This is a genomic window from Stieleria mannarensis (assembly GCF_014154935.1).
Taxonomy (GTDB): domain Bacteria; phylum Planctomycetota; class Planctomycetia; order Pirellulales; family Pirellulaceae; genus Stieleria; species Stieleria mannarensis.
Genome location: NZ_JACEHH010000069.1, coordinates 17,046 through 36,699 on the forward strand (window position 1 = coordinate 17,046; position 19,654 = coordinate 36,699).

Below are 19,654 nucleotides of genomic sequence, written 5' to 3' on the forward strand. Positions count from 1 at the left end.
CGAACTATTTCCTGTTCTCATCAACGTTGATCAATCCACTCGATGCTCCGCTATGCCCTGACGATTTTTACCAGCGCGTTCTTGTTGTTCCAGGTGCAACCGATCATCGGCCGGTTCATTCTGCCCTGGTTCGGCGGAGGGCCGTCGATTTGGACAAGCTGTTTGCTGTTTTTTCAATCGGTACTGCTGGCCGGTTATCTGTACGCGCATCTGCTTTCGACCAAGCTGTCGATTCGCATCCAGGGGATCGTTCATTTGGCGGTGTTGGTGGCAACCGTTTTGCTGTTGCCGATCGCTCCGGATGAATCCTGGAAACCTCAGGTCGGCCAATCACCGCTCGGGCGGATCTTGCTGGTACTGATTGCGACGGTCGGCGGCCCATACTTTGTGCTGGCATCGACGGGACCGTTGATGCAAAAGTGGTTCAGCCAGACGTCGCCGGGCCGATCGCCCTATCGCCTGTATGCGCTATCAAACATCGGATCACTGTTGGCATTGTTGAGCTATCCGTTTGCGATCGAACCCCGGTTCACGCTGGACCAGCAAGTGATCTCGTGGACGTCGTTGTACGTCGTATTCGCTTGTTCCGCCGCATGGTGCGCCGCCCGGATGCTGAAGCAAGACGCGATCGGACGTGGGGCCGATCCCGTCGGTGGACTGGATGAATCGCCAACCGCCGAGCCATCGCCTACCAAGCCTAGCCGGTTGCTCGTGTTGTTGTGGCTGTGCCTGTCGGCATCCGGGTCGGCCATGTTGCTTGCGACGACCAACCAGTTGTGTATCGATGTCGCCGCCGTGCCCTTCCTTTGGATCCTGCCTTTGAGCTTGTACCTGATCTCTTTCATCATCTGTTTCGATCACCCGAAATGGTATGACCGCCGAGCGTTCGGATTGTTGCTGATGGTCAGCACGCCACTCGCCTGTTGGGCGATCGTTTCGGGCGCCGACGTGGCGTTGGCCGAGCAAGTGGCGATCTTTTCGGCCGTGCAATTTGCCTGCTGTATGGCTTGCCACGGTGAACTCGTTCACGCGCGTCCGGATCCACGCCACTTGACGTTGTTCTATTTGGTGATTGCGGCCGGCGGTGCGCTGGGCGGTTTTTTGGTGGCGATTGTGGCGACGAATCTTTTCACGGGCTATTGGGAGTTCCAGATCAGCCTTGTCGCCTGTTGCTCGTTTGCGTTGATCGCCGCGTGTCGCCAGCGAATTTGGGACGTGGTGCCGTCAGCGGCGTTTTGGTTATGGGTCGGGGGAGCGTTGGCAGCCTGCGGAGCGATTGCGGCCTTGGTTTGGACGCACCATCACGAGTCGCTCAGGGCGGCCGATCGCGTCGCGATGTTCGGCGGGCTGGGGCTGTCGCTTGTGTTGGGAATGATCGTGATCGGCACGCGAACTGGAAATCCGATTTCTGCCCGGACGTGGTACTTCTGGGGCGCTGTGCCGATCGCTTGGATGATCGCCTGGGGACGGTGGCGGGTTCCCGACGTCATGACAATCAGCTTGGGCAGCCAACTTGTGCTGGCCTCCGTTCTTGCGTGGAGCATTGCATTTTTTGCACAGTCGATGCTGAAACGATTTGGTCAGCGAATCGAGTGTTTATTGACGCGTGCGGTGATCCTGGTGTCCGCGGTTCTGTTGCTCGCACTGGCCTATCAGCAACAGATCCTGACGCCGACGCAAGCGGCAACCGTGCTGTTGGTCGGTGTGGCAGGATTGGCTGTTCCGTGGGGATTCAGGCGTCTGCGATCGACGCGTCAACCGTCACTGAGCGAGGGAACACCACGCGATGGAATACTGGGCATCGGTTACCTGGCCCCTGTGGCCGCGTTGGTGGCGATCATGGGATACGAGTTGTGGCAGGTTGCCGAGACAAGGTCGCGCGGAGAGGTCCACCGATCGCGAAATTTCTACGGTGTGTTGAGCGTCGACTACCGCCCTGCCTGGGAAGACGACGGGGTTGTAATTCCGGCCCGGTACCGGCTGGAACATGGCCAAATCCTGCATGGCGTTCAGTACGACGATGACGACTGGAGAAGGCGACCGACGACCTACTACGGTCAAGAAAGCGGCATCGGTCTGGCGATCCAGACGATCCGCGATCAGAAGATGCCGGAGCGGTCCATCCGCGTCGGTGTCGTCGGACTGGGGGCCGGCACGATCGCCGCCTATGGCGAAGCAAACGACACGTTTCGCTTTTACGAGATCAATCCTGCGGTCCAAGAATTGTCCGGCCGGTTCTTTACTTACCTGCGGGATTCCGCGGCCAACACGCAAGTGCAACTCGGCGACGCAAGAATCGTCATGGAACGGGAACTTCAAGACGACCAAGGGCAACGGTTGGATGTCTTGGCGATCGATGCCTTTAGCAGCGACGCGATTCCGGTGCACTTGCTGACCGCGGAGTGTGGGGAAACCTATCGCGCGCACCTTGCCGACGACGGCATCTTGGTGATCCACATTTCGAATCGATTCCTCGATCTGGGGCCGGTCGTTCGCGGTTTGGCCGACACGATCGGTTGGCAGTCCGTCCGCATCAGCAACGACAAAGACACGTCCGCAGGCGTGTTCGCGTCGACCTGGGTGCTGCTGACGGGTTCCTCAGAGCTTGCCGAGCGGTTGAAATCAAGTCCGGCGTATGAACCCTGGCGCGACGAGGAAACGGTTCTGATTTGGACCGATAATTATTCCGGCGTTTGGGAACTCCTTTCGCTGTAGACGCAGCACTCGCGAGCTCATTGATCTTCAGGTTGGTCGAGACGGATCATTGTCCATTGCTGCGTCTCGCCATCCTCAAAATGAAGTAACGCATCGGCTTCACTCTCTGTCAAATTGTAAATGCCCGATTCCATGATCGGCCAACTCGCACCCACTTTTGCCCAAGCGGCACGCTGGCTTTCTTGATCGACGGTTCCTTCGACCTCGAATGCTTCGTCGGTCGAGGTGTTTTGGAACGTGCCTGCAATAATGCCTTCTTTGGTAACGGCAAGTTGCAAGAACAGTGTTGCATCTTCGGCAGAGCCGCCGTCGATCGTCAAGGCAAACACTCCCAATGGCAGCCACTCAACTTCAGCCGGTGGAACCTCCGGAACGCTTGCGGCAATCTCTTGCGCCTGTTGAGCGTACTCGGCGGACGTGCAAATCACTTCGTTGTTGTAGTAGACGTTGTTGTCTTCATAGTACAAGTTGTCACCGTAGCTGTAGTACACCGGAGCCGAACTCCAGTTGCCAGCGAACCAACCGGTCACGGCACCGGCGCTGGCCCATTTCCACCAGTTGTTGTTGTAGCGACCCCAGTTCCATCGCCAACTAGGATATCGCCCCCAATAGCCTGGGCCGTAAACCGGCAGATGCCCTGGGCGGGGAGGTCGGTAGCCTGGCGGACGATAACCAGGAGGACGCTGTCCCGGCGGACGCCAGCCCGGTGGACGAGTCCCCGGCGGTCGCTGTCCCGGCGGACGAGTCCCCGGCGGACGAGTCCCCGGCGGACGAGTCCCCGGCGGACGTTGCCCCGGCGGACGCGTATCTGGCGGGCGCTGTCCCGGCGGGCGAGTATCCGGCGGGCGCTGTCCCGGCGGGCGAGTATCCGGCGGGCGCTGTCCCGGCGGGCGAGTGCTCGGAGGATCGACGACTCCAGGCAATTGGACGGGCCGCTCGATCGCCCCAGGACGATCACCGCCCGCTGGGCGGTTTCCCGAACCAGGACGATCACCACTGCCTGGCAGCGGCCGCGCCGGTAGTGTCGTCGGACGCTCGCCTGCTCCCGGCCGGGTTCCGGGCCGAGTGCCCGGCGCAGGAAGTGTTGAAGGACGGTTTTGCAAGAAATCACCGGCCGGGTTGGACGGACGGGTACTCGGCATCCCGCCAGGTCGCGTCGCCGGACGACCAAGGTCCAGAAAGTCATGAAGCTGCCCCTGCGACGGTCGCCCGGTCGAAGGAAAGCCTGTTCCGGGTCGAGTCGAAGGCAGCGACGGTCGAGTCGAAGGCAGCGACGGTCGGGTGGAAGGTAGCGACGGTCGGGTGGAAGGTAGCGACGGCCGGGTGGAAGGTAGCGAGGGTCGGGTGGAGGGGCGACTGGATGGCAGCGACGGCCGGGTGGACGGTCGGCTGGAAGGCAGCGAGGGTCGGGTGGAAGGCCGACTGGATGGCAGCGAGGGTGGAGATGGTCTCGTTGCAGGCCTGGACGGACGATTGATCGAAGGCGACGGTCGTTGGATCGATGGTGATGGACGACTTCTCCCGCCCCCACCGCCTCGACTGATTCCGCCTCCACCGCCTCGGCTGATTCCGCCCCCACGTCCGCGGCCTTGAGCCAGGCACTCGCTTCCGGCCCAGATGAACAGACACAGCAAACAGCCGGCGGTCGCAATTTCACGCTTCATGAATCTGTTCAGATCAAAGGGACGAGAACGATGGCAACCAATAGCCGCAAAAAGGAAGAGGACGTCCCTGCCACGGTGCGCCGTCTTTTTGCGGGGCTTTCCATCATAACGGGGAGTCCACATTATTTCGCACGCCTCTTTTACTTGCGTTGAAGAATGACTTCTTCGGTGTTTGGCAGGAGTTGGCCATCGACGATTCGGTTAAATTTTCGCCACGTGATTTCGCCGCGATCGGTCTGACCGATCATGCTCGTGGCCGATCCGGATGCACCGTCGGCCAGCGTGGCGACTGACTGAACGATCCAAGCATCGCCGTTGTGCGACCATTCGCCCTGGACAAAACTGCCGTTGGAATCGAATAACCAACTGCGAATTTGGTTGCGTTTGGCGTCCCAGCCAATGATTTGCAGCCCCGATGACTCGACGTCTTCTTCGGAATAGACCTTGTAGGTTCGACTTAGAAAATTTTGGTTCGCCGTCCACTGGCAATCGATTTCGATCGCGCCACCGTCGTCTCCGTTGGTCCACTGCCCGACCAAAAATTCAAGTCCCTGCAGGTGCTCGTAGTTCGAAGGCCGTTCTTCGACCACTTCTTCGCTGACCCGGTCGATCAGCCATCGGCCGTCGCGTTCGACATAAACGGCGCGGAACGCCGTGCTTTCGCTCGACTCAGACCGAGCGATCACGGCGGTTCCGTATTCCAGTGCGACGTTGGGCGAGATAAATTCGATCGACTGCATCTGCAACGCCAACTTCGGTGCATCATCATCCGTCAAGATCGCGGTGAACTCGTCTTTGAGCGCGTCATGACCGACGAACCGCTCACCACTGGAAAGGCTGACATAGACGCCATCGGTCGACCAGAAAGAAATCAGTTTGTCGACATCCTTGGCGTTGAATGCGGCGACATAAGCCTCGATCGCCGCTCGGATTTTTTCCTGGTCTTCGGACTGCTGATCGGACTGCGGTGTCTCTTGCCCCGGCAAGTCCTGTCCGGCTGCGACTGAGGCCAACGCCACAACCACCGCGAAGAACCATCGGGGGGCAAAATTATCAAGCATCGCACATGCCTCCGGGAGAAACGTTGTCAATGACGAAGTGTAGTCGATCAGCGCCCGCAGCGCACCACTTATCGAGTGGTCAGCGAGTGCTAAATTTTCGAGTTGCGTTTGTCGGACGGAAAAGCGATCCGTTGGAGGGGGGTCACGACTCGTCGTGGTTGGGGTGATAGGCGGCGATGACCTCTTGTTGGATGTTCGGCGGTGCGGGTTCTTCGTGACTGTGTTCCACGGTGAACGACCCGGAACCGGCGGCGATGCTCTTGAGCTGGTTGGCATACGATTGCAACTCACTCAGCGGCGCGAGGGCTTTGATCGTGCAGCGGTCGTCTTCCATCTGGGTGTCGGTGACGCGCCCACGGCGAACCGAAAGGTCACTGGTGACGTCGCCGAGGTACTGACCGGGCACGTGGACTTCGACGTTCCCATAGGGTTCCAGCAGAACCGGGTGCGCCTTCAGAACCGCGTCGATAAAGGCTTTTCGTCCCGCGGTGATGAACGCGATCTCCTTGCTGTCCACGTCGTGGTGTTTGCCGTCGTAGACTTCGACGCGAACGCCGGTCATCGGGTAGCCGGCGACCGCGCCGTCATCGAGCACTTGGCGGATGCCTTTTTCGATCGAAGACATAAACTGTTTGGGGATGGAACCGCCGACCGTTTTGTTTTCGAATTCGAATCCCGTCGGGTGATCCTCCGGCAGCGGGGCGACTCGCAAGTAGACCTCGCCGAATTGACCGGCCCCACCGGTTTGCTTCTTATGACGATGATGGCCCTCGGCCGGCAATGTGATCGTCTCTTTGTAGGCGACCTTGGGCTGCGACGTTTCCAGTTCAATGCCGTACTGGTTGGCCAGCTTTTCGAGCACGATGCGGAGGTGCAGTTCGCCCAGACCACGCAGGACGGTTTGCTTGGTTGCGGCGACGCGTTCGAGTTTCAAGCACGGGTCTTCGTCTTGCAGCTTGTGCATCGCGGCGGAGAATTTCGTTTCGTCGGCGTGACTTTTCAATTCGACGGCCAATCCGTACATCGGTTTGGGCAATTCCAAGGGCAGCAACAGCGGCGGGTCTTCGGGGGTGGCTCCGTCGTGCAGAACCCCATCGAAATGGATTTCGTCGACTTTGGAGATCGCACCGATCTCGCCCGGTCCGATCGCCTCGGTTTCTTTGTGGTCTTTTCCTTGCAACCGCATCACGTGACTGATGCGCAGCGGTTTGCGTCCGTCGTCGATGAACAGTTCAGACTTTTGACGCACAATCCCCTGGTGAACCCGAAAGATCCCCAGCTTTCCGACATGTTTATCGGTGGCGACCTGAAAAACGTGAGCGATGGTGGGTTTGTCGGCATCGAATTCCGTCTTCAACGGCTTGCCGCCCTGGATAAAGGGCCGCGGGTTGCCTTCCAGCGGACTGGGCAACAACGATGCCGTGACGTGCAGCAGGTGTTTGATCCCGGCACCGGTTTTCGCCGACGCGTAAACGATCGGGACCAAGTGGCCTTCGCGGAGCGCCCGTTCAAACGCGTCGTGCAACTCGGTGGGATCGAGTTGGTTCGCTCCGGCATCCAGATAGGTCTCGGTCAAATGCTCGTCGACTTCCACCACCTGTTCGACGATTTGAGTGTGGGCCGCCTCGGCCGAACTGAATGCAGTCACGTCATGGGCGTCCGTCTCGAAAACCTCCACCACGCCCGACATGTCCGGTTTGGGCATGTTGATCGGCAGGCAAACTTCGCCGAACACCGTGCGAATCTGGCGGGTCAGTTTCTCCAGATCCGCCTCTTCGACGTCCATCTTGTTGACCAAAATCATCCGCGGCAGATTCCGCTCGGTCGCCACCCGCATCAGTCGACGTGTCTCGCTTTCGACCCCTTTGGCCGCATCGATCACAATCACCACCGTTTCGACCGCGGGGAAACAGGCGATCGCGTGGCCGATGAAATCGGACATCCCCGGCGTGTCGATCAAATTGACGTGATGTTGCTCGTGAAAAAAATGAACGACGCTCGGGGCGAGCGAATGCTGATATTGATGCTCCTCGTCGCTGAAATCGCTGACCGTGTTGCCTTCTTCGACCGTGCCGAGCCGCTTGATTTCGCCGGCGGCAAACAATAACCGCTCACACAATGTGGTCTTTCCAGATCCGGTCTGGCCACAGAAACAAAGATTCCGAATCAATTCTGGCTGAGGGACGGCCATCGAGAAGCTCCTTGGTCAAACGAGTGGGCTGCACACGTTTCGTTGTGCCAGCCGATGCGGTCAATCTAGCGTACACGTCGTGCGCCGAAGTAGTCCCTTGTGACAAGTTCGATGGCTGCGTTGGTGAGGTGGCGGTGAAACGGGGCGCTTCAGAGGTGCGATGTAAACACCTGCATACCTGAAGCGTGCGACATGGCACGGGCTGTGCGATGACGCACGCCCTCCTCTCGGGCGCATCTCTCCACGTCTACTTTTCCACGACCCAGAGATTGCGGTAGTAGACGGGGTTGCCGTGGCCTTGCAGGTACAAGCTGTCCGGGCCGGGAGCTTCTTGGTGGCGGCCGGGGGTGTGTTGCGGCAATTCCAGGTCGTCATGAATGACCACCCCGTTGTGCTTGACGGTCACCCGGGCGTTTGCGGTCTTGTTGCCTTCGTCGTCATAGCGTGCTGCGGTGAAATCGATGTCATAGGTTTGCCACTGCAGCGGCGGCAGGCACATGTTGACCTTGGGTTCGGCGATCTTGTAAATCCCGCCGCACTCGTTGCTTTTGCCGGCCAGCCCGAAGGAATCGAGGACTTGGATTTCGTAGCGGCTTTGCACATACACGCCGCTGTTTCCGCGCCCTTGGCCGCGGCCGCTCGGTTTATAGGGAGTGCGGAATTCCAGGTGCATCGTGTGGTCGCCGAACTTCTGCTTGCTGAACGTGTCGGCCAGCAGCAGACCCTCGTGGACCTGGGCCCCTTCGAACGCGTCGCCGTTGCTGCCGTCAAAGAGCACCAATGCGTCCTTGGGCGGTTGAGCTCCGAGCGTCGGACTCTTGCGCACGCGTCTTTCGATCTGCTCGACCTTTCTGCCGTTGGCATTGAACACTTGCAGCTGGCCGCCGGAGGCCACGATATTGAAGTCTTCGTGCTCAAAGGTGACGGCGTCGCCGTCGAGTTCCCCGTCGGCTTCGAAAAAGATGTTCTTGTGGCTTTGATCGGCTCCGGGCAGCCCCCCCTTGTACGCGACCAGATGAAACTGGCCCTCGCCGAGTGCGAGGACCTGCGCCGCGTAGGTCTGGCCGTTGTCACCGGCCTGTCCCTCGTATTCGCCTTGCAACTGGTACGACGCCGGCGTGGCGTTGGGATCGATGTAGACGTCTTGCTCGCCTTCTTTCGCGTTTGAAGCGGTTGCCAACGCGATCAAAATTGACAAGCTGAGTGCATATCTCATGGGGAAATCAAAAATGGGGGTGTTTGTATCGGGAACCGTTTGGAAAGTTTATCGTGTCACCCGGTCAGGCGTCGGCAATTCTTAAGACAATCGCCCGGGCGGAACAGAATTTGCAAACGTCCCTGCATTGGCGAAGTACCGCTTCGTCTATCCTGAAAAATCGGCAGCAACTGGCGATTCGTCGCCACGAAAGCACCACCGCGCGATCGGCGAGTCGTTGTGAATCATCCCCTGAAACGAATCCGTGTTCGTCTGGCGGGACGCATCCAAGGTGTCGGGTTGCGGCCGTTCGTCTGGAACCGTGCGACCGACCAGGGGCTGACCGGCTGGGTGCGAAACGACTCGCGGGGTGTCACGATCGAGGCCCAGGGGACGCCGCACCAACTGGATCGCTTTTTGGGCAGTTTCCGACGCGCACTGCCTCCCCTGGCGTCCATCGATTCGCTCGACACCGTGGACGTGCCGACGATCGAGGAGTCCAAATTCTCGATCGATGCGAGCGTCACCGGGGATCCCGAAAGCTCGCCGGTGATCGCCGACGTCTCGGTTTGCGACGCGTGTTTGGCTGAAATGGGAGACGAACACAACCGCCGCTACCGATACCCGTTCATCAATTGCACCAATTGCGGACCACGCTTCACCATCATCCAGGGCATCCCGTATGACCGACCGAAGACGACGATGAAGTCGTTTCCGATGTGTCCACGTTGTCGCGATGAATACAACGATCCGCGGGACCGACGCTTTCACGCCCAGCCCATCGCCTGTCCGGATTGTGGACCGCAGATCTGGCTGACACCTGCCACTCCGTCCGCGCCCGTTGCCGACCGCCCAAGAACGACGGACTGCGATCCGGCACGTGTGGTCGACGCGTTTGCATCGGCGATCCGCCGCGGGCAGGTCATCGCCGTCAAAGGGATTGGAGGCTTTCACTTGGCGTGCGACGCGACCGACACCGATGCCGTTGACAAGCTTCGCGACCGCAAAGGGCGGATCGACAAACCATTGGCGATCATGGTGGCCGACGCTCGTGACGCCGAAGCGTTCGCGGAGATCAATGACGACGAACGACGCTTGCTCCAGAGCCCCGAACGCCCGATCGTGCTGCTCGCCAAACGGATCTCTGACGGGGCGGTTGCCGAGTTTGCCGGCATGCTGGATGCCGTCGCCCCGGGAAACCACCGCATCGGCGTGATGCTGCCCTATTCCCCGCTGCACCATTTGCTGATCCAAACGTGTGCTCCATTGGTGATGACGTCGGGCAACCTCTCCGATGAACCGATCGCCCGTACCAACGACGAAGCGATTCGACGTCTTGGTCCGCTGGTCGACGGTTTCCTGATGCATGACCGCGACATCCACGTCGTGTGCGATGACTCCGTGGTTCAGCAACGAGGTGCGTCGGTCGTGCCGATCCGACGCTCGCGCGGGTTCGCCCCGATGCCGATCAATCTGGGCCAGGGGGGACGAAGCGTGGTGGCGGTCGGCGGCGAAATCAAGTCGACGTTTTGCGTCACTCAAGCGAACTATGCCTACCTCAGTCAACACATCGGGGACGTCAGCAACCTGGAAACGCTGCGTGCGCTCAAGCGAAATGTGAATCACTTTCTGGATCTGTTTCGGATCGACCCCCAAGCCGTTGCCGCCGACCTGCATCCGTCGTATCTGTCGACACAGTTTGCCGAGGAACTGGCGCGAACACTTGGGGTGCCGCTGGTGCGTGTCCAGCACCACCATGCCCACGCGGTGTCCTTGATCGCCGAACAGGTTTTTCACCAGGCAACCGAACTGAAACCAGTCGCCGCACAGCCCATCCTCGCGTGCTGTTTCGACGGCACCGGATACGGCACCGATGGGGCCATCTGGGGAGGCGAGTTTTTGATCGCCGGCGGCAAGGATTTCCGGCGTGCGGCTCACCTGCAGTACTTTCCGCTGCCCGGTGGTGATGCGTGCATCAAGCGACCGTATCGCACGGCGTTGGCCTTGCTCGCCGGCCATGATCTGCCCTGGGACGCTCGCCTGCCATGTGTCGCACACCCTGCGGCCGACACGCGGACTCTGCTGACACGGCAACTCGAATCGAACCTGAACTGTTTTCCCACCAGCAGTGCCGGGCGACTGTTCGACGCGGTCGCGTCGCTGATCGGAATCCGCCATGAAGTCCGTTTTGAAGCACAAGCGGCGATCGAATTGGAATCCATGGCGGTCGGCGCGATCGATCGAGTCGATGCCGACGCCTACACTTTTGCGATCGAACAACCCGCCGATCACACGCCGATTCAAATCCAATCCCGCGATCTGATCGATGCGATCTGTCGCGACGTCATCGACTCGGTCGACCATCGACGGATCGCCGCACAATTCCACCATGCCGTCGCCGGAATGATCGTCCGCGTCGCCGCCGTGATCCGCGATCAAACCGACATCAACGTCGTCGGGTTGACCGGTGGCGTGTTTCAAAACGCGTTGCTGACCACCCTGGCGACGGAGCGATTGCGCGGGTGCGGATTCAACGTCCTGAGCCACACCCATGTTCCGCCCAACGACGGCGGGCTAGCGCTAGGGCAAGCGATCGTGGCCAGGAGCCGTTAGACGGCCGGCGCCACGTCGCACAAGAAGCAATTTGCCGTTCGTTCCTCCTTCCGCTTCGCTCGACCCTCATTGACATCAAGCCAAGAATTAACCCTCCCTGGCAGGGAGGGATAATTCTTGTGAGCGACCTTAACCGGGCCGCCGCAACCTAAAACCCGTTATGCTGAAGCGAAACACTCTCCCACAACCACGGTATCGAGTGATGTGCCTGGCAGTTCCTGGAAAGGTCGAATCGATTTTCGAAGCCGACGAGATGACGATGGGCACGGTCAATTTCGGCGGTGTCGTCAAAGAGGTTTGCTTGGCATTGCTGCCGGAGATCCAGGTCGGTGACTACGCGGTCGTTCACGCCGGGTTTGCGATCAGCCGAGTCGACGAAACATCGGCGGAAGAAACCTTGCGGACCTTCCAAGCCCTGCAACAATCGCCCCTGCAACAATCACCCGACCAGCACTGATGAAACACTTGACCGAATACCGTGACGGTGAGACCGCAACGCGACTGGCCGACCAGATCGCGCGACAGGTGACCCGTCCCTGGGCGATCATGGAAGTCTGTGGCGGCCAAACCCATTCGATCATCCGCAACGGGATCGACCAGATCCTGCCCGACGAAATCGAGATGGTTCACGGCCCCGGTTGCCCCGTCTGTGTGACGCCGCTGGAAGTGATCGACAAAGCCTTGGCGATTGCCGCTCGACCGGACGTCATCTTTTGCTCCTTCGGTGACATGCTGCGTGTCCCCGGGTCCGAAGGTGACTTGTTCAAGGTCAAGGCCGCCGGCGGGGACGTGCGGGTCGTTTATTCTCCGTTAGATGCCGTCAAGGTCGCTCGCGAGAACCCGGACCGCGAAGTGGTGTTTTTGGCGATCGGCTTTGAAACGACGGCTCCGGCCAACGCGATGGCGGTCAAGGTTGCCCACGATCACCACGTCAACAATTTCTCCGCATTGGTTTCGCACGTGCTGGTTCCGCCGGCCATCGAAGCGATCATGAATTCACCGGGAAACCGTGTCGCCGGGTTTCTGGCCGCCGGGCACGTCTGCGCCGTGACCGGGTACTCGCACTACCGACCGCTGTGCGATCAATACAAGGTTCCGATCGTGATCACCGGCTTCGAACCGCTGGATGTGCTTGAGGGCATCCGTCGCTGCATCATCCAGCTCGAATCGGGGACGGCGGAGCTCGAAAACGCGTACCCCAGAGTCGTCACCGAGCAAGGCAACGTCGCCGCACAGGTTCTCCTGGACGAAGTGTTCGAGACGACCGATCGCAATTGGCGTGGGATCGGCCCCATCAAGCAGAGCGGTTGGCGGCTTCGTGACGCGTTTCGCAACTTCGATGCGGAATTCAAATTTGACGTGTCCGCGATCGCCACCCGCGAGTCGACGTTGTGCCGTGCCGGCGATGTTCTCAAAGGTGCGATCAAACCGAACCAATGCGACGCCTTTGGAAAACAATGTACGCCGCGAACCCCCTTGGGCGCGACGATGGTTTCCGGCGAAGGGGCTTGCGCGGCCTACTACAACTATGGTCGCCTGGTGCCGCTGGCTGCCCCCGACGCCAACGTGACCGGGCGAGCGTGATGGCCGACGAAAAGACTTCCAGCACAGACGGTAAAGTTGTGGACGGGGCGGTCGAATTCGACGGACTCGTCTGCCCGGTTCCGTTGCAAGATTACCCGAACATCATTCTTGGCCATGGAGGCGGTGGAAAGCTGTCGGCCGAGTTGGTCGAGCATGTGTTTCTGCCGGCGTTTCAAAACGACTATCTGGGGGCACTCGGCGACTCGGCGGTTTTTCCCGTTGCGGAGACTGTTGGTGGAGGCCGGCGATTGGCGATGTCGACGGATTCGTATGTCGTCCGGCCGCTATTCTTTCCGGGCGGATCGATCGGCGATCTGGCAGTCAACGGGACCGTCAACGACCTGGCGATGGTCGGTGCCAAACCGCTGTACTTGACCGCGGCGTTCATTATCGAAGAAGGCTTTCCGATCGCCCAGCTCAAACGTATCGCCGACGCGATGGGGGCGGCCGCACGCAACGCCGGTGTGACGGTCATCACCGGCGATACCAAAGTGGTCCAGCGGGGGCATGGCGACGGGTGTTACATCAACACCGCCGGCGTCGGCGTCGTGCCCGACGGAATCGAGATCGCTGCCGATCGGGCGCGTCCCGGCGATGCCGTGATCCTAAGCGGCACCCTGGGCGACCACGGCATGGCGATCATGAGTGTCCGTGAGGGGCTGGAATTCGAGTCGGAGATCCGATCCGATTCGGCCCCCTTGGCCGACATGGTCGCCGCGATCACCCAGGCCTGTCCCGACGTGCATACGCTGCGTGATCCGACCCGTGGCGGGCTGGCGGCATCCTTGAACGAAATCGCCGCGGCCAGCGGGTGCGGGATCGTGATCGAAGAGACGCGTTTGCCGATTCATCCGACCGTCCAATCGGCCTGTGAAATCCTGGGCTTCGACCCGCTGTTGGTGGCCAACGAAGGCAAGCTGGTGTGCATGGTGCCGGCGGAGTCCGCCGACGCGGTCTTAAATGCGATCCGATCGGACAAACACGGATCGGGCGCCGCCCTCATCGGCCACGTCGTCGCCGACCACCCCGGCGTCGTCATCGCCAAGACCGCGATCGGTGCCTCCCGCGTGATCGTCACCCCCATCGGCGAGCAATTGCCGCGAATCTGTTGAAATCGCCGAGATGCCAGCGGGAAGCGTAAGCGCGCGGCCCCCAATGAGATGACGAGCGACAGGGGAGCAGGCAGGATGTAGAGCAAATTTACCATCAGCCCCCATCGTTTTGCCACCTCTTCAAACTCGCCCCCCCTCCTTTCCGAATGATACCATGAATGGATCATCATTTGGCGTTCCGAAATTTGAGGACGAGGCTTTATGGCACCGACAAGATTCCCAGGCCCCATCGGTCAAAAGAACGCGCGGTCGATTGACTCCAACACGCTTGTTCGGACGCAAGCTCCAGCCCCCGGGCCGATGGGGTCTGGGCACTCGCATCCGGACGTTGCCGACCCGTATGTCCGTGAACTACGTGAGCTTGGTCTGGATCTGATTCAGATGGCCTTTGACTTGGCCGGCATTTTCGACCCGACGCCGATTTCTGACGGCGCGAGTGGTCTGCTCGCGCTTTCCCGCGGTCAGTGGCTCGACGCGATCATCTCGGGCGCCAGCATGATTCCCTACGTCGGCGATTTGGCGAAGGCCGGCAAGTTGCCTCGCTATCTGAAGGTGCTTGAGCGGGCAGCCGAATTGGCGGAAAAATCGTCCGACGCTGCCAAGGCATTGCTTCCCGGGCTCGAAAAATTGAAGCAGGTCCTAGACATGATCCCGAGCGGTTCGAACCAAACGATCGATCGGATGAAGCTGGTCGTTGACCGGGCCGTCAAATCGTCGACCGCGGCAGTCAAAAACCTACCGGACATCAGCCGGCACTTCACGTTCCGACAGTTCGAAAAGAATGGCAAGGTTTACCAAGAGGCGAGTGGCCGACTGGGCATTCCCGGCAAGGTACGCACGCACCGCAGCAAATCAGCCCAAACGAAGGTTTCCGGTGGAACGGGGGACGACGCCGGACACCTGATCGGCGATCGATTCGGGGCCCCCGGCACGTCCGAGAATTTGACGCAACAAAACTGGAAATCCAACCGGCAAGGGACGTTCCGGCAGTTGGAGGATCGCTGGGCAAAGAAGCTCAAACAGGGAACAGGCATCGACGTGAAGGTCTCCGATGTCACACGCAAAGGGGAAGACCGACCGTTCATGCGCAAGGTCGAATGGACGGAGATCGCACCGGACGGCACACGGACCAAGAATGAACTGACCTTCGCCAATACCCATACGCCGAAAAGCCGCGACCAGCAGGGAATCCAACCAACGGTGACTTCTCCGCAAAAGGACAATGTGATCGGCGTTGACTTTGTGAACAAGAAAAAACTGGACTAAAGGGAACAGCATCTTCGGACGCATCGCTGCACTGCAGGGTAGGTAAACGCGATCGCAAGGGAAGTCGGCAGAATCGAACGGAATACAATCGCGCAGCGTCGCCCGGTTTGTCGCACCGTCAGTGGTTGGACCGCTTTTGGGAGCCTGGTTTCCGTTCGCCGTTGACTTGGTCGTGGCGGATCGCTTGGCCTTGGCTTGGGAATGAAGCCAACACGCGTTGCAAGACTGTGCGTGCGGCTTGCTGTTCAGCGTCTACGTCGTCGATCGGCAATGGCGATTCTTCCATCACGTCGGCCAGGGTATCGTACAGGTCACCGTTGTCATAAAGCTTGTATTGCTTGTCTCGGGCATAGCGGACTTCGTAGTGGTTGTATTTATTGTCCAGCTTGGCGGCATACGGGCGCGGGAAATAGTACCCGTAGATCCACTCGCGTTTCTCCCCGGGTTGGCCCAGGCACTGCGGCCAGAAACTTGTCCCGTCGCCGTCTTTGATCGCCTTGGGCGGCAGACCTGCCGCCTGGACGATGGTCGGAAAGAAATCGGAAAATGCGATCAGGTCCTCATTAACCTGTCCCGGCGGGATGCGGCCGGGCAGATTGGCCACCAGGGGCACGTGCGTTCCGTAGTCGTGGGTGTAGCCCTTGCCGCCTTTGACCGTCTTGCCGTTGAGCTCGGAGGACAACACCGCGTTGGTGCCGTTGTCGCCGGTGAAGATCACGAGTGTGTTGTCACGTTTGCCGCTAGCCTTGAGCGCATCGACCAAGCGGCCGACGCACTTGTCCATGTACGCGACCATGTCGACGTAGTTCTGTTTCTGTCGCTTGGCCGTCCGCTTCGCCTTGTCGACTCGTTTGCCGCCGTCACTGTCCGGTGTGGGCACGAATGGATCGTGGACCAGGATCATCGGGTAATAGGCCAGAAACGGCTTGTCATTGTCCTCGGTCATAAAGTCGATCAGGAATTCCGTCATCACATCGGGACCGAACGTGCGGGGCGGCAGGTCCAGCAGCTTGCCGTTTTGAACGAAGGAGGGTTTCCAGTAGCGTTCTCGTGCACCGCCGGGAATATTCCACAAACACCACGTTTCGAAACCCGCCTCGCCGGCCGTGATGCCCTTGCCGGCTTGCTTGGTTTGCAATTGCCATTTGCCGGCCACGGCCGTGCGGTAGCCATGGGTTTGAAAAGGGTTCGCAAACGTCGGTTCGCCGGCCGGGTAAATGCCGAAGTCCTGGTAGTTAAAGACATTGCTTTTACCGGACATCAAATTGACGCGTGTCGGCGTGCACAGCGGCGTCGAGTGGGCGTTGGTGAACCGGATGCCCTGCTTTGCGAGCGCATCGATCCGCGGCGTGTCGTATTCCTTGCTGCCGTAGCTGCTGAAACATTCAAAGCCGACATCATCGGCCATAATCAACAACACATTGAGCGGGCGGTCCGCTGCAGCGACAGGCTCGGTCGCACAGCAAGATGTCGCTACCCATGCGGTCCACAGGACGATGCCTGGCAATACCTTTCGAATGTACATGCTCTCTCCTTGGTGAAGATCAAATGAAATGAGATCACGAATAACGCTTTTCGACAATGTCAAAACTCAGTACGGAGTTTATTGACAGGGAGGGCTGGGACCCGCGACGATCGCACCAAAATCAGGCTGCAAACAGAAGTTTTGCGAGAAAAGCGGTGTTGGATCCAGCGATTTGGCGTTTCCGCCGAAGGCTCTTCTTCGCAGCGTCTCGGTTCAGAAACGCTGTGACAAACCGGCGTGTGAGGCTCATCTTCGACTCAGCGTTCTTGGTTCGAAGTCGACTCGAATCCTGGTGATACACGAGATCGAAAACCCAGTGCATGCTTACGAACATCAGTTATACTGGCGCAGCGCTCGGAAACCTTAGCTTCGGCTGGGACAACGACAAAAACAAGGCCAGTGAGAGCATCACCGGAACGATGAGCGGCTATCACGACGAAGATCGTCTGATCAATTGGGAAGGCGACGACACCAACCTCGACCAATCCTGGGATCTGTGGCTCGTCGGCGACTGGGACACTTTTACCGAGAACCGCAGCACTCAAACGCGAGTCCACGGTGACGCCCACGAGCTCCTCAGCGCCGCCAGTCAATCGGTCACTCATGGCGTCAAGGGGAACATGACGGTGATCCCGGCGGTCCTCCGTCCCGGCAGCGATCCATTGATACTCTCGTGGGACCTCGACAATCGCCTGGTATCGGCAGGTGTCGGCAACAACAGCACCGACGACGTGCGCTACCAGCGGGACGCACTCGGTCGCCGAGTCGCGCGAGACGACGGCACGACCGACACGATCTTCATTCAAAACGGCCAGCAGACGATCGCCGACTGCACCTCTGGCACGGCGGCAACGAGCCCAACTTACACGTACGTCTACGCCAGCTACATCGACGAACCAGTGGTCCGCGACGGCACCGGCGGACTGCGCTACTACCATCGCACCCAACAGTACAGCATTACGGCACTGACCGATTCGAGCGGGGTGATCAAGGAACGCTATGCCTATGATGCCTACGGTACGCCTACGATCACCGACGCTTCGGGCACGGCTCGCACGACAACCGCGGAAGGCAACCGGTATCTCTTCACCGGACGTGAGTACGACGACGTCACAGACACGTACCACTACCGCGCCCGGATCTATCTTTCGCGGATTGGACGGTTTGGCTCCAGAGACCCGATTGGGTATTTCGATGGACTAAATCGCTATAGAGCGTATTTCGGATTGAACTCTGTTGATCCTTTAGGACTTTGGACGTGCAAGACTACGGTCACAAAGAAACAGTCGTCGAGTGCACGTGGGATCTCACTTACGCCCTCGGGGTCGGGCACCAATCCAGGCATGGAGGGCATTGAGTTTACCGACGAAATCCTCTGCGAATGCAAAACAGTCGTAACGACAATCAAAAATTGCAAACGATATATAAAATATACCGACTGTGATGGTAATCGAGCGTTCAAAACAGAGTTTAAGAATTCCAAGACGGTTGTTCCAACCATCGTTCGCAAGCGTAAACGTCAAGTTCGCACCAAGCTGAGCCAGCTAAATATTACGATTATCCCTTTACCTGGAAACGGCAGCATCGGGATTACGATTAAGGACATTCACCCGGACGATAAATTGCGTTCTGAGAATCGATGCAAGGTTGTTTGCAATTCGGTATGGAATCCGCCACGAAGGCGGGGGAGTAGGTGATGTCAGGCACGAGAAGAATAGGGATGCAATTTCGGCTGGCGTCACTAATGTGGCTAGCATGTCTCGTAGCGGTTTTCTTCGGCGCGAGAAGTCCACTTTTCGACTTTGTGTTTGCTTCTTTGAGAAGCAATGCCGAATTTGTCCTTGGCGGTGGACCGATACTAACGAGCCAATCTGATCCAAAGGTCGTTGACTTGTCGATGATCGATCCAACTACTTGCGTTCTGATTCCGAAAAAGGCTGGGATGTCCCTTGTTGAGTTTCAGACTCCGAAAGGCATTGAAGCTTATATCGTCAGTGTTTCGCCAATGATGAATGTGCGTTTTCAACGAACGGAAATTACCGATGGCGTAAGCTCAGTTCTTTCAGGAAGCAAGTCAATTCGTGATGTCATGGACGAAGCATTTGGACCAGCTGAGCCATAGCTGGTGTCAGATAATGGGGACAGAGGAAACCAAACGGGGGGTAGAGCCGCGGGGGGCAGCGCCGGGGTCAGACCTTGTGTTTGGTTTTCATCAACGGTCTTAGCCGGCGGACGATTGACGCGACCACAGGACCGAGTCAACTTCCGCCGCAATGGATGGCCCGCCAGCTTCACTACCGCTGGCGGTCACGATGACCGCCGATGTCTTCGGCACGATGCCGGACCGCGCACCTTCACGCGCAAGAGAACGTCGTAGACACGGCGGGTAGGATGCCCGTCGATTGAAACCCGTCGGGGACACGATGTCCGTCGGAGAACGATGGCAGGGAAGCGGGAAGACGAGTTCCAAGTTGGAAGTTCCAGGTTGCAAGTTGGAAAGAAAGCAAGTCTGCAGCTGATAAGAGTGAGCGGGCCATCGTTCGCCGACCGGAGCGAGCGCCAGCGATGCGGAGCCGACGGTCGACGGAGGTGATGAAAGCGCGCGAAGGATGAGCGAAAGCGCCGAGCGCAGCGAGCATCACCGACGCCGAGGCACGATGCCGATAAAGACAGGGAGGGCAGGACGCCCGAGCCCGCATCTAGAAGGGCGAAAGTGACCGAACGAATC

The 19,654-nt window shown here is 59.1% G+C and carries 13 protein-coding genes; 8 read left to right on the plus strand and 5 right to left on the minus strand.

What is annotated here, in order from left to right:
- The first annotated feature begins 42 nt into the window (after window positions 1–42).
- A complete protein-coding gene (locus H1B37_RS29635) occupies window positions 43–2,715 on the plus strand; it encodes a spermidine synthase (RefSeq protein ID WP_182870905.1) in 2,673 nt (890 codons plus the stop codon).
- Window positions 2,716–2,732: 17 nt separating this feature from the next.
- On the opposite strand, the gene H1B37_RS29640 is transcribed toward H1B37_RS29635, so the two are convergent.
- The 4 genes from H1B37_RS29640 to H1B37_RS29655 all read right to left on the minus strand — a co-directional run bounded on the left by H1B37_RS29640 (window position 2,733) and on the right by H1B37_RS29655 (window position 8,847).
- Window positions 2,733–3,182 (minus strand): hypothetical protein, encoded by a 450-nt coding sequence (locus H1B37_RS29640; RefSeq protein ID WP_182870906.1) that lies wholly within the window; start codon window positions 3,180–3,182, stop codon window positions 2,733–2,735.
- 1,337 nt (window positions 3,183–4,519) lie between these two features.
- Window positions 4,520–5,440, minus strand: a complete 921-nt coding sequence (locus H1B37_RS29645; RefSeq protein ID WP_182870907.1) for a YybH family protein — start codon at window positions 5,438–5,440, stop codon at window positions 4,520–4,522.
- A 142-nt stretch (window positions 5,441–5,582) separates the two neighbouring features.
- Window positions 5,583–7,631, minus strand: coding sequence for an elongation factor G (gene fusA, locus H1B37_RS29650; RefSeq protein WP_182870908.1), 2,049 nt, complete (start codon window positions 7,629–7,631; stop codon window positions 5,583–5,585).
- A 247-nt stretch (window positions 7,632–7,878) separates the two neighbouring features.
- Window positions 7,879–8,847 (minus strand): 3-keto-disaccharide hydrolase, encoded by a 969-nt coding sequence (locus tag H1B37_RS29655; protein WP_182870909.1) that lies wholly within the window; start codon window positions 8,845–8,847, stop codon window positions 7,879–7,881.
- Window positions 8,848–9,066: 219 nt separating this feature from the next.
- Between H1B37_RS29655 and hypF the strand changes: the two genes are divergently transcribed.
- The 5 genes from hypF to H1B37_RS29680 all read left to right on the plus strand — a co-directional run bounded on the left by hypF (window position 9,067) and on the right by H1B37_RS29680 (window position 15,401).
- The gene (gene hypF, locus H1B37_RS29660) at window positions 9,067–11,439 is read left to right on the plus strand and encodes a carbamoyltransferase HypF (protein WP_182870910.1); all 2,373 of its coding nucleotides are present in this window, start codon (window positions 9,067–9,069) and stop codon (window positions 11,437–11,439) included.
- A gap of 160 nt (window positions 11,440–11,599) precedes the next feature.
- Window positions 11,600–11,896: a HypC/HybG/HupF family hydrogenase formation chaperone gene (locus H1B37_RS29665; RefSeq protein WP_220498434.1), complete on the plus strand. Its 297-nt coding sequence runs from the start codon at window positions 11,600–11,602 to the stop codon at window positions 11,894–11,896.
- Window positions 11,896–13,023, plus strand: coding sequence for a hydrogenase formation protein HypD (gene hypD / locus H1B37_RS29670; RefSeq protein WP_182870911.1), 1,128 nt, complete (start codon window positions 11,896–11,898; stop codon window positions 13,021–13,023). Before H1B37_RS29665 ends, hypD begins: the two co-directional genes overlap by 1 nt.
- Entirely contained in the window at window positions 13,023–14,135 is a 1,113-nt protein-coding gene (gene hypE / locus H1B37_RS29675; protein ID WP_182870912.1) for a hydrogenase expression/formation protein HypE, read from the plus strand. Before hypD ends, hypE begins: the two co-directional genes overlap by 1 nt.
- A gap of 300 nt (window positions 14,136–14,435) precedes the next feature.
- The gene (locus tag H1B37_RS29680; protein ID WP_220498435.1) at window positions 14,436–15,401 is read left to right on the plus strand and encodes a DNA/RNA non-specific endonuclease; all 966 of its coding nucleotides are present in this window, start codon (window positions 14,436–14,438) and stop codon (window positions 15,399–15,401) included.
- Between the two features lie 118 nt (window positions 15,402–15,519).
- Here the strand turns inward: H1B37_RS29680 and H1B37_RS29685 are convergent, their stop codons facing one another.
- Entirely contained in the window at window positions 15,520–16,926 is a 1,407-nt protein-coding gene (locus H1B37_RS29685) for a sulfatase family protein (protein WP_182870914.1), read from the minus strand.
- 320 nt (window positions 16,927–17,246) lie between these two features.
- Here H1B37_RS29685 and H1B37_RS29690 point away from each other — a divergent pair, with 320 nt between their 5' ends.
- Entirely contained in the window at window positions 17,247–18,623 is a 1,377-nt protein-coding gene (locus H1B37_RS29690) for an RHS repeat-associated core domain-containing protein (protein ID WP_182870915.1), read from the plus strand.
- A 23-nt stretch (window positions 18,624–18,646) separates the two neighbouring features.
- A complete protein-coding gene (locus H1B37_RS29695; protein WP_182870916.1) occupies window positions 18,647–19,048 on the plus strand; it encodes a hypothetical protein in 402 nt (133 codons plus the stop codon).
- Window positions 19,049–19,654: the final 606 nt, after the last annotated feature.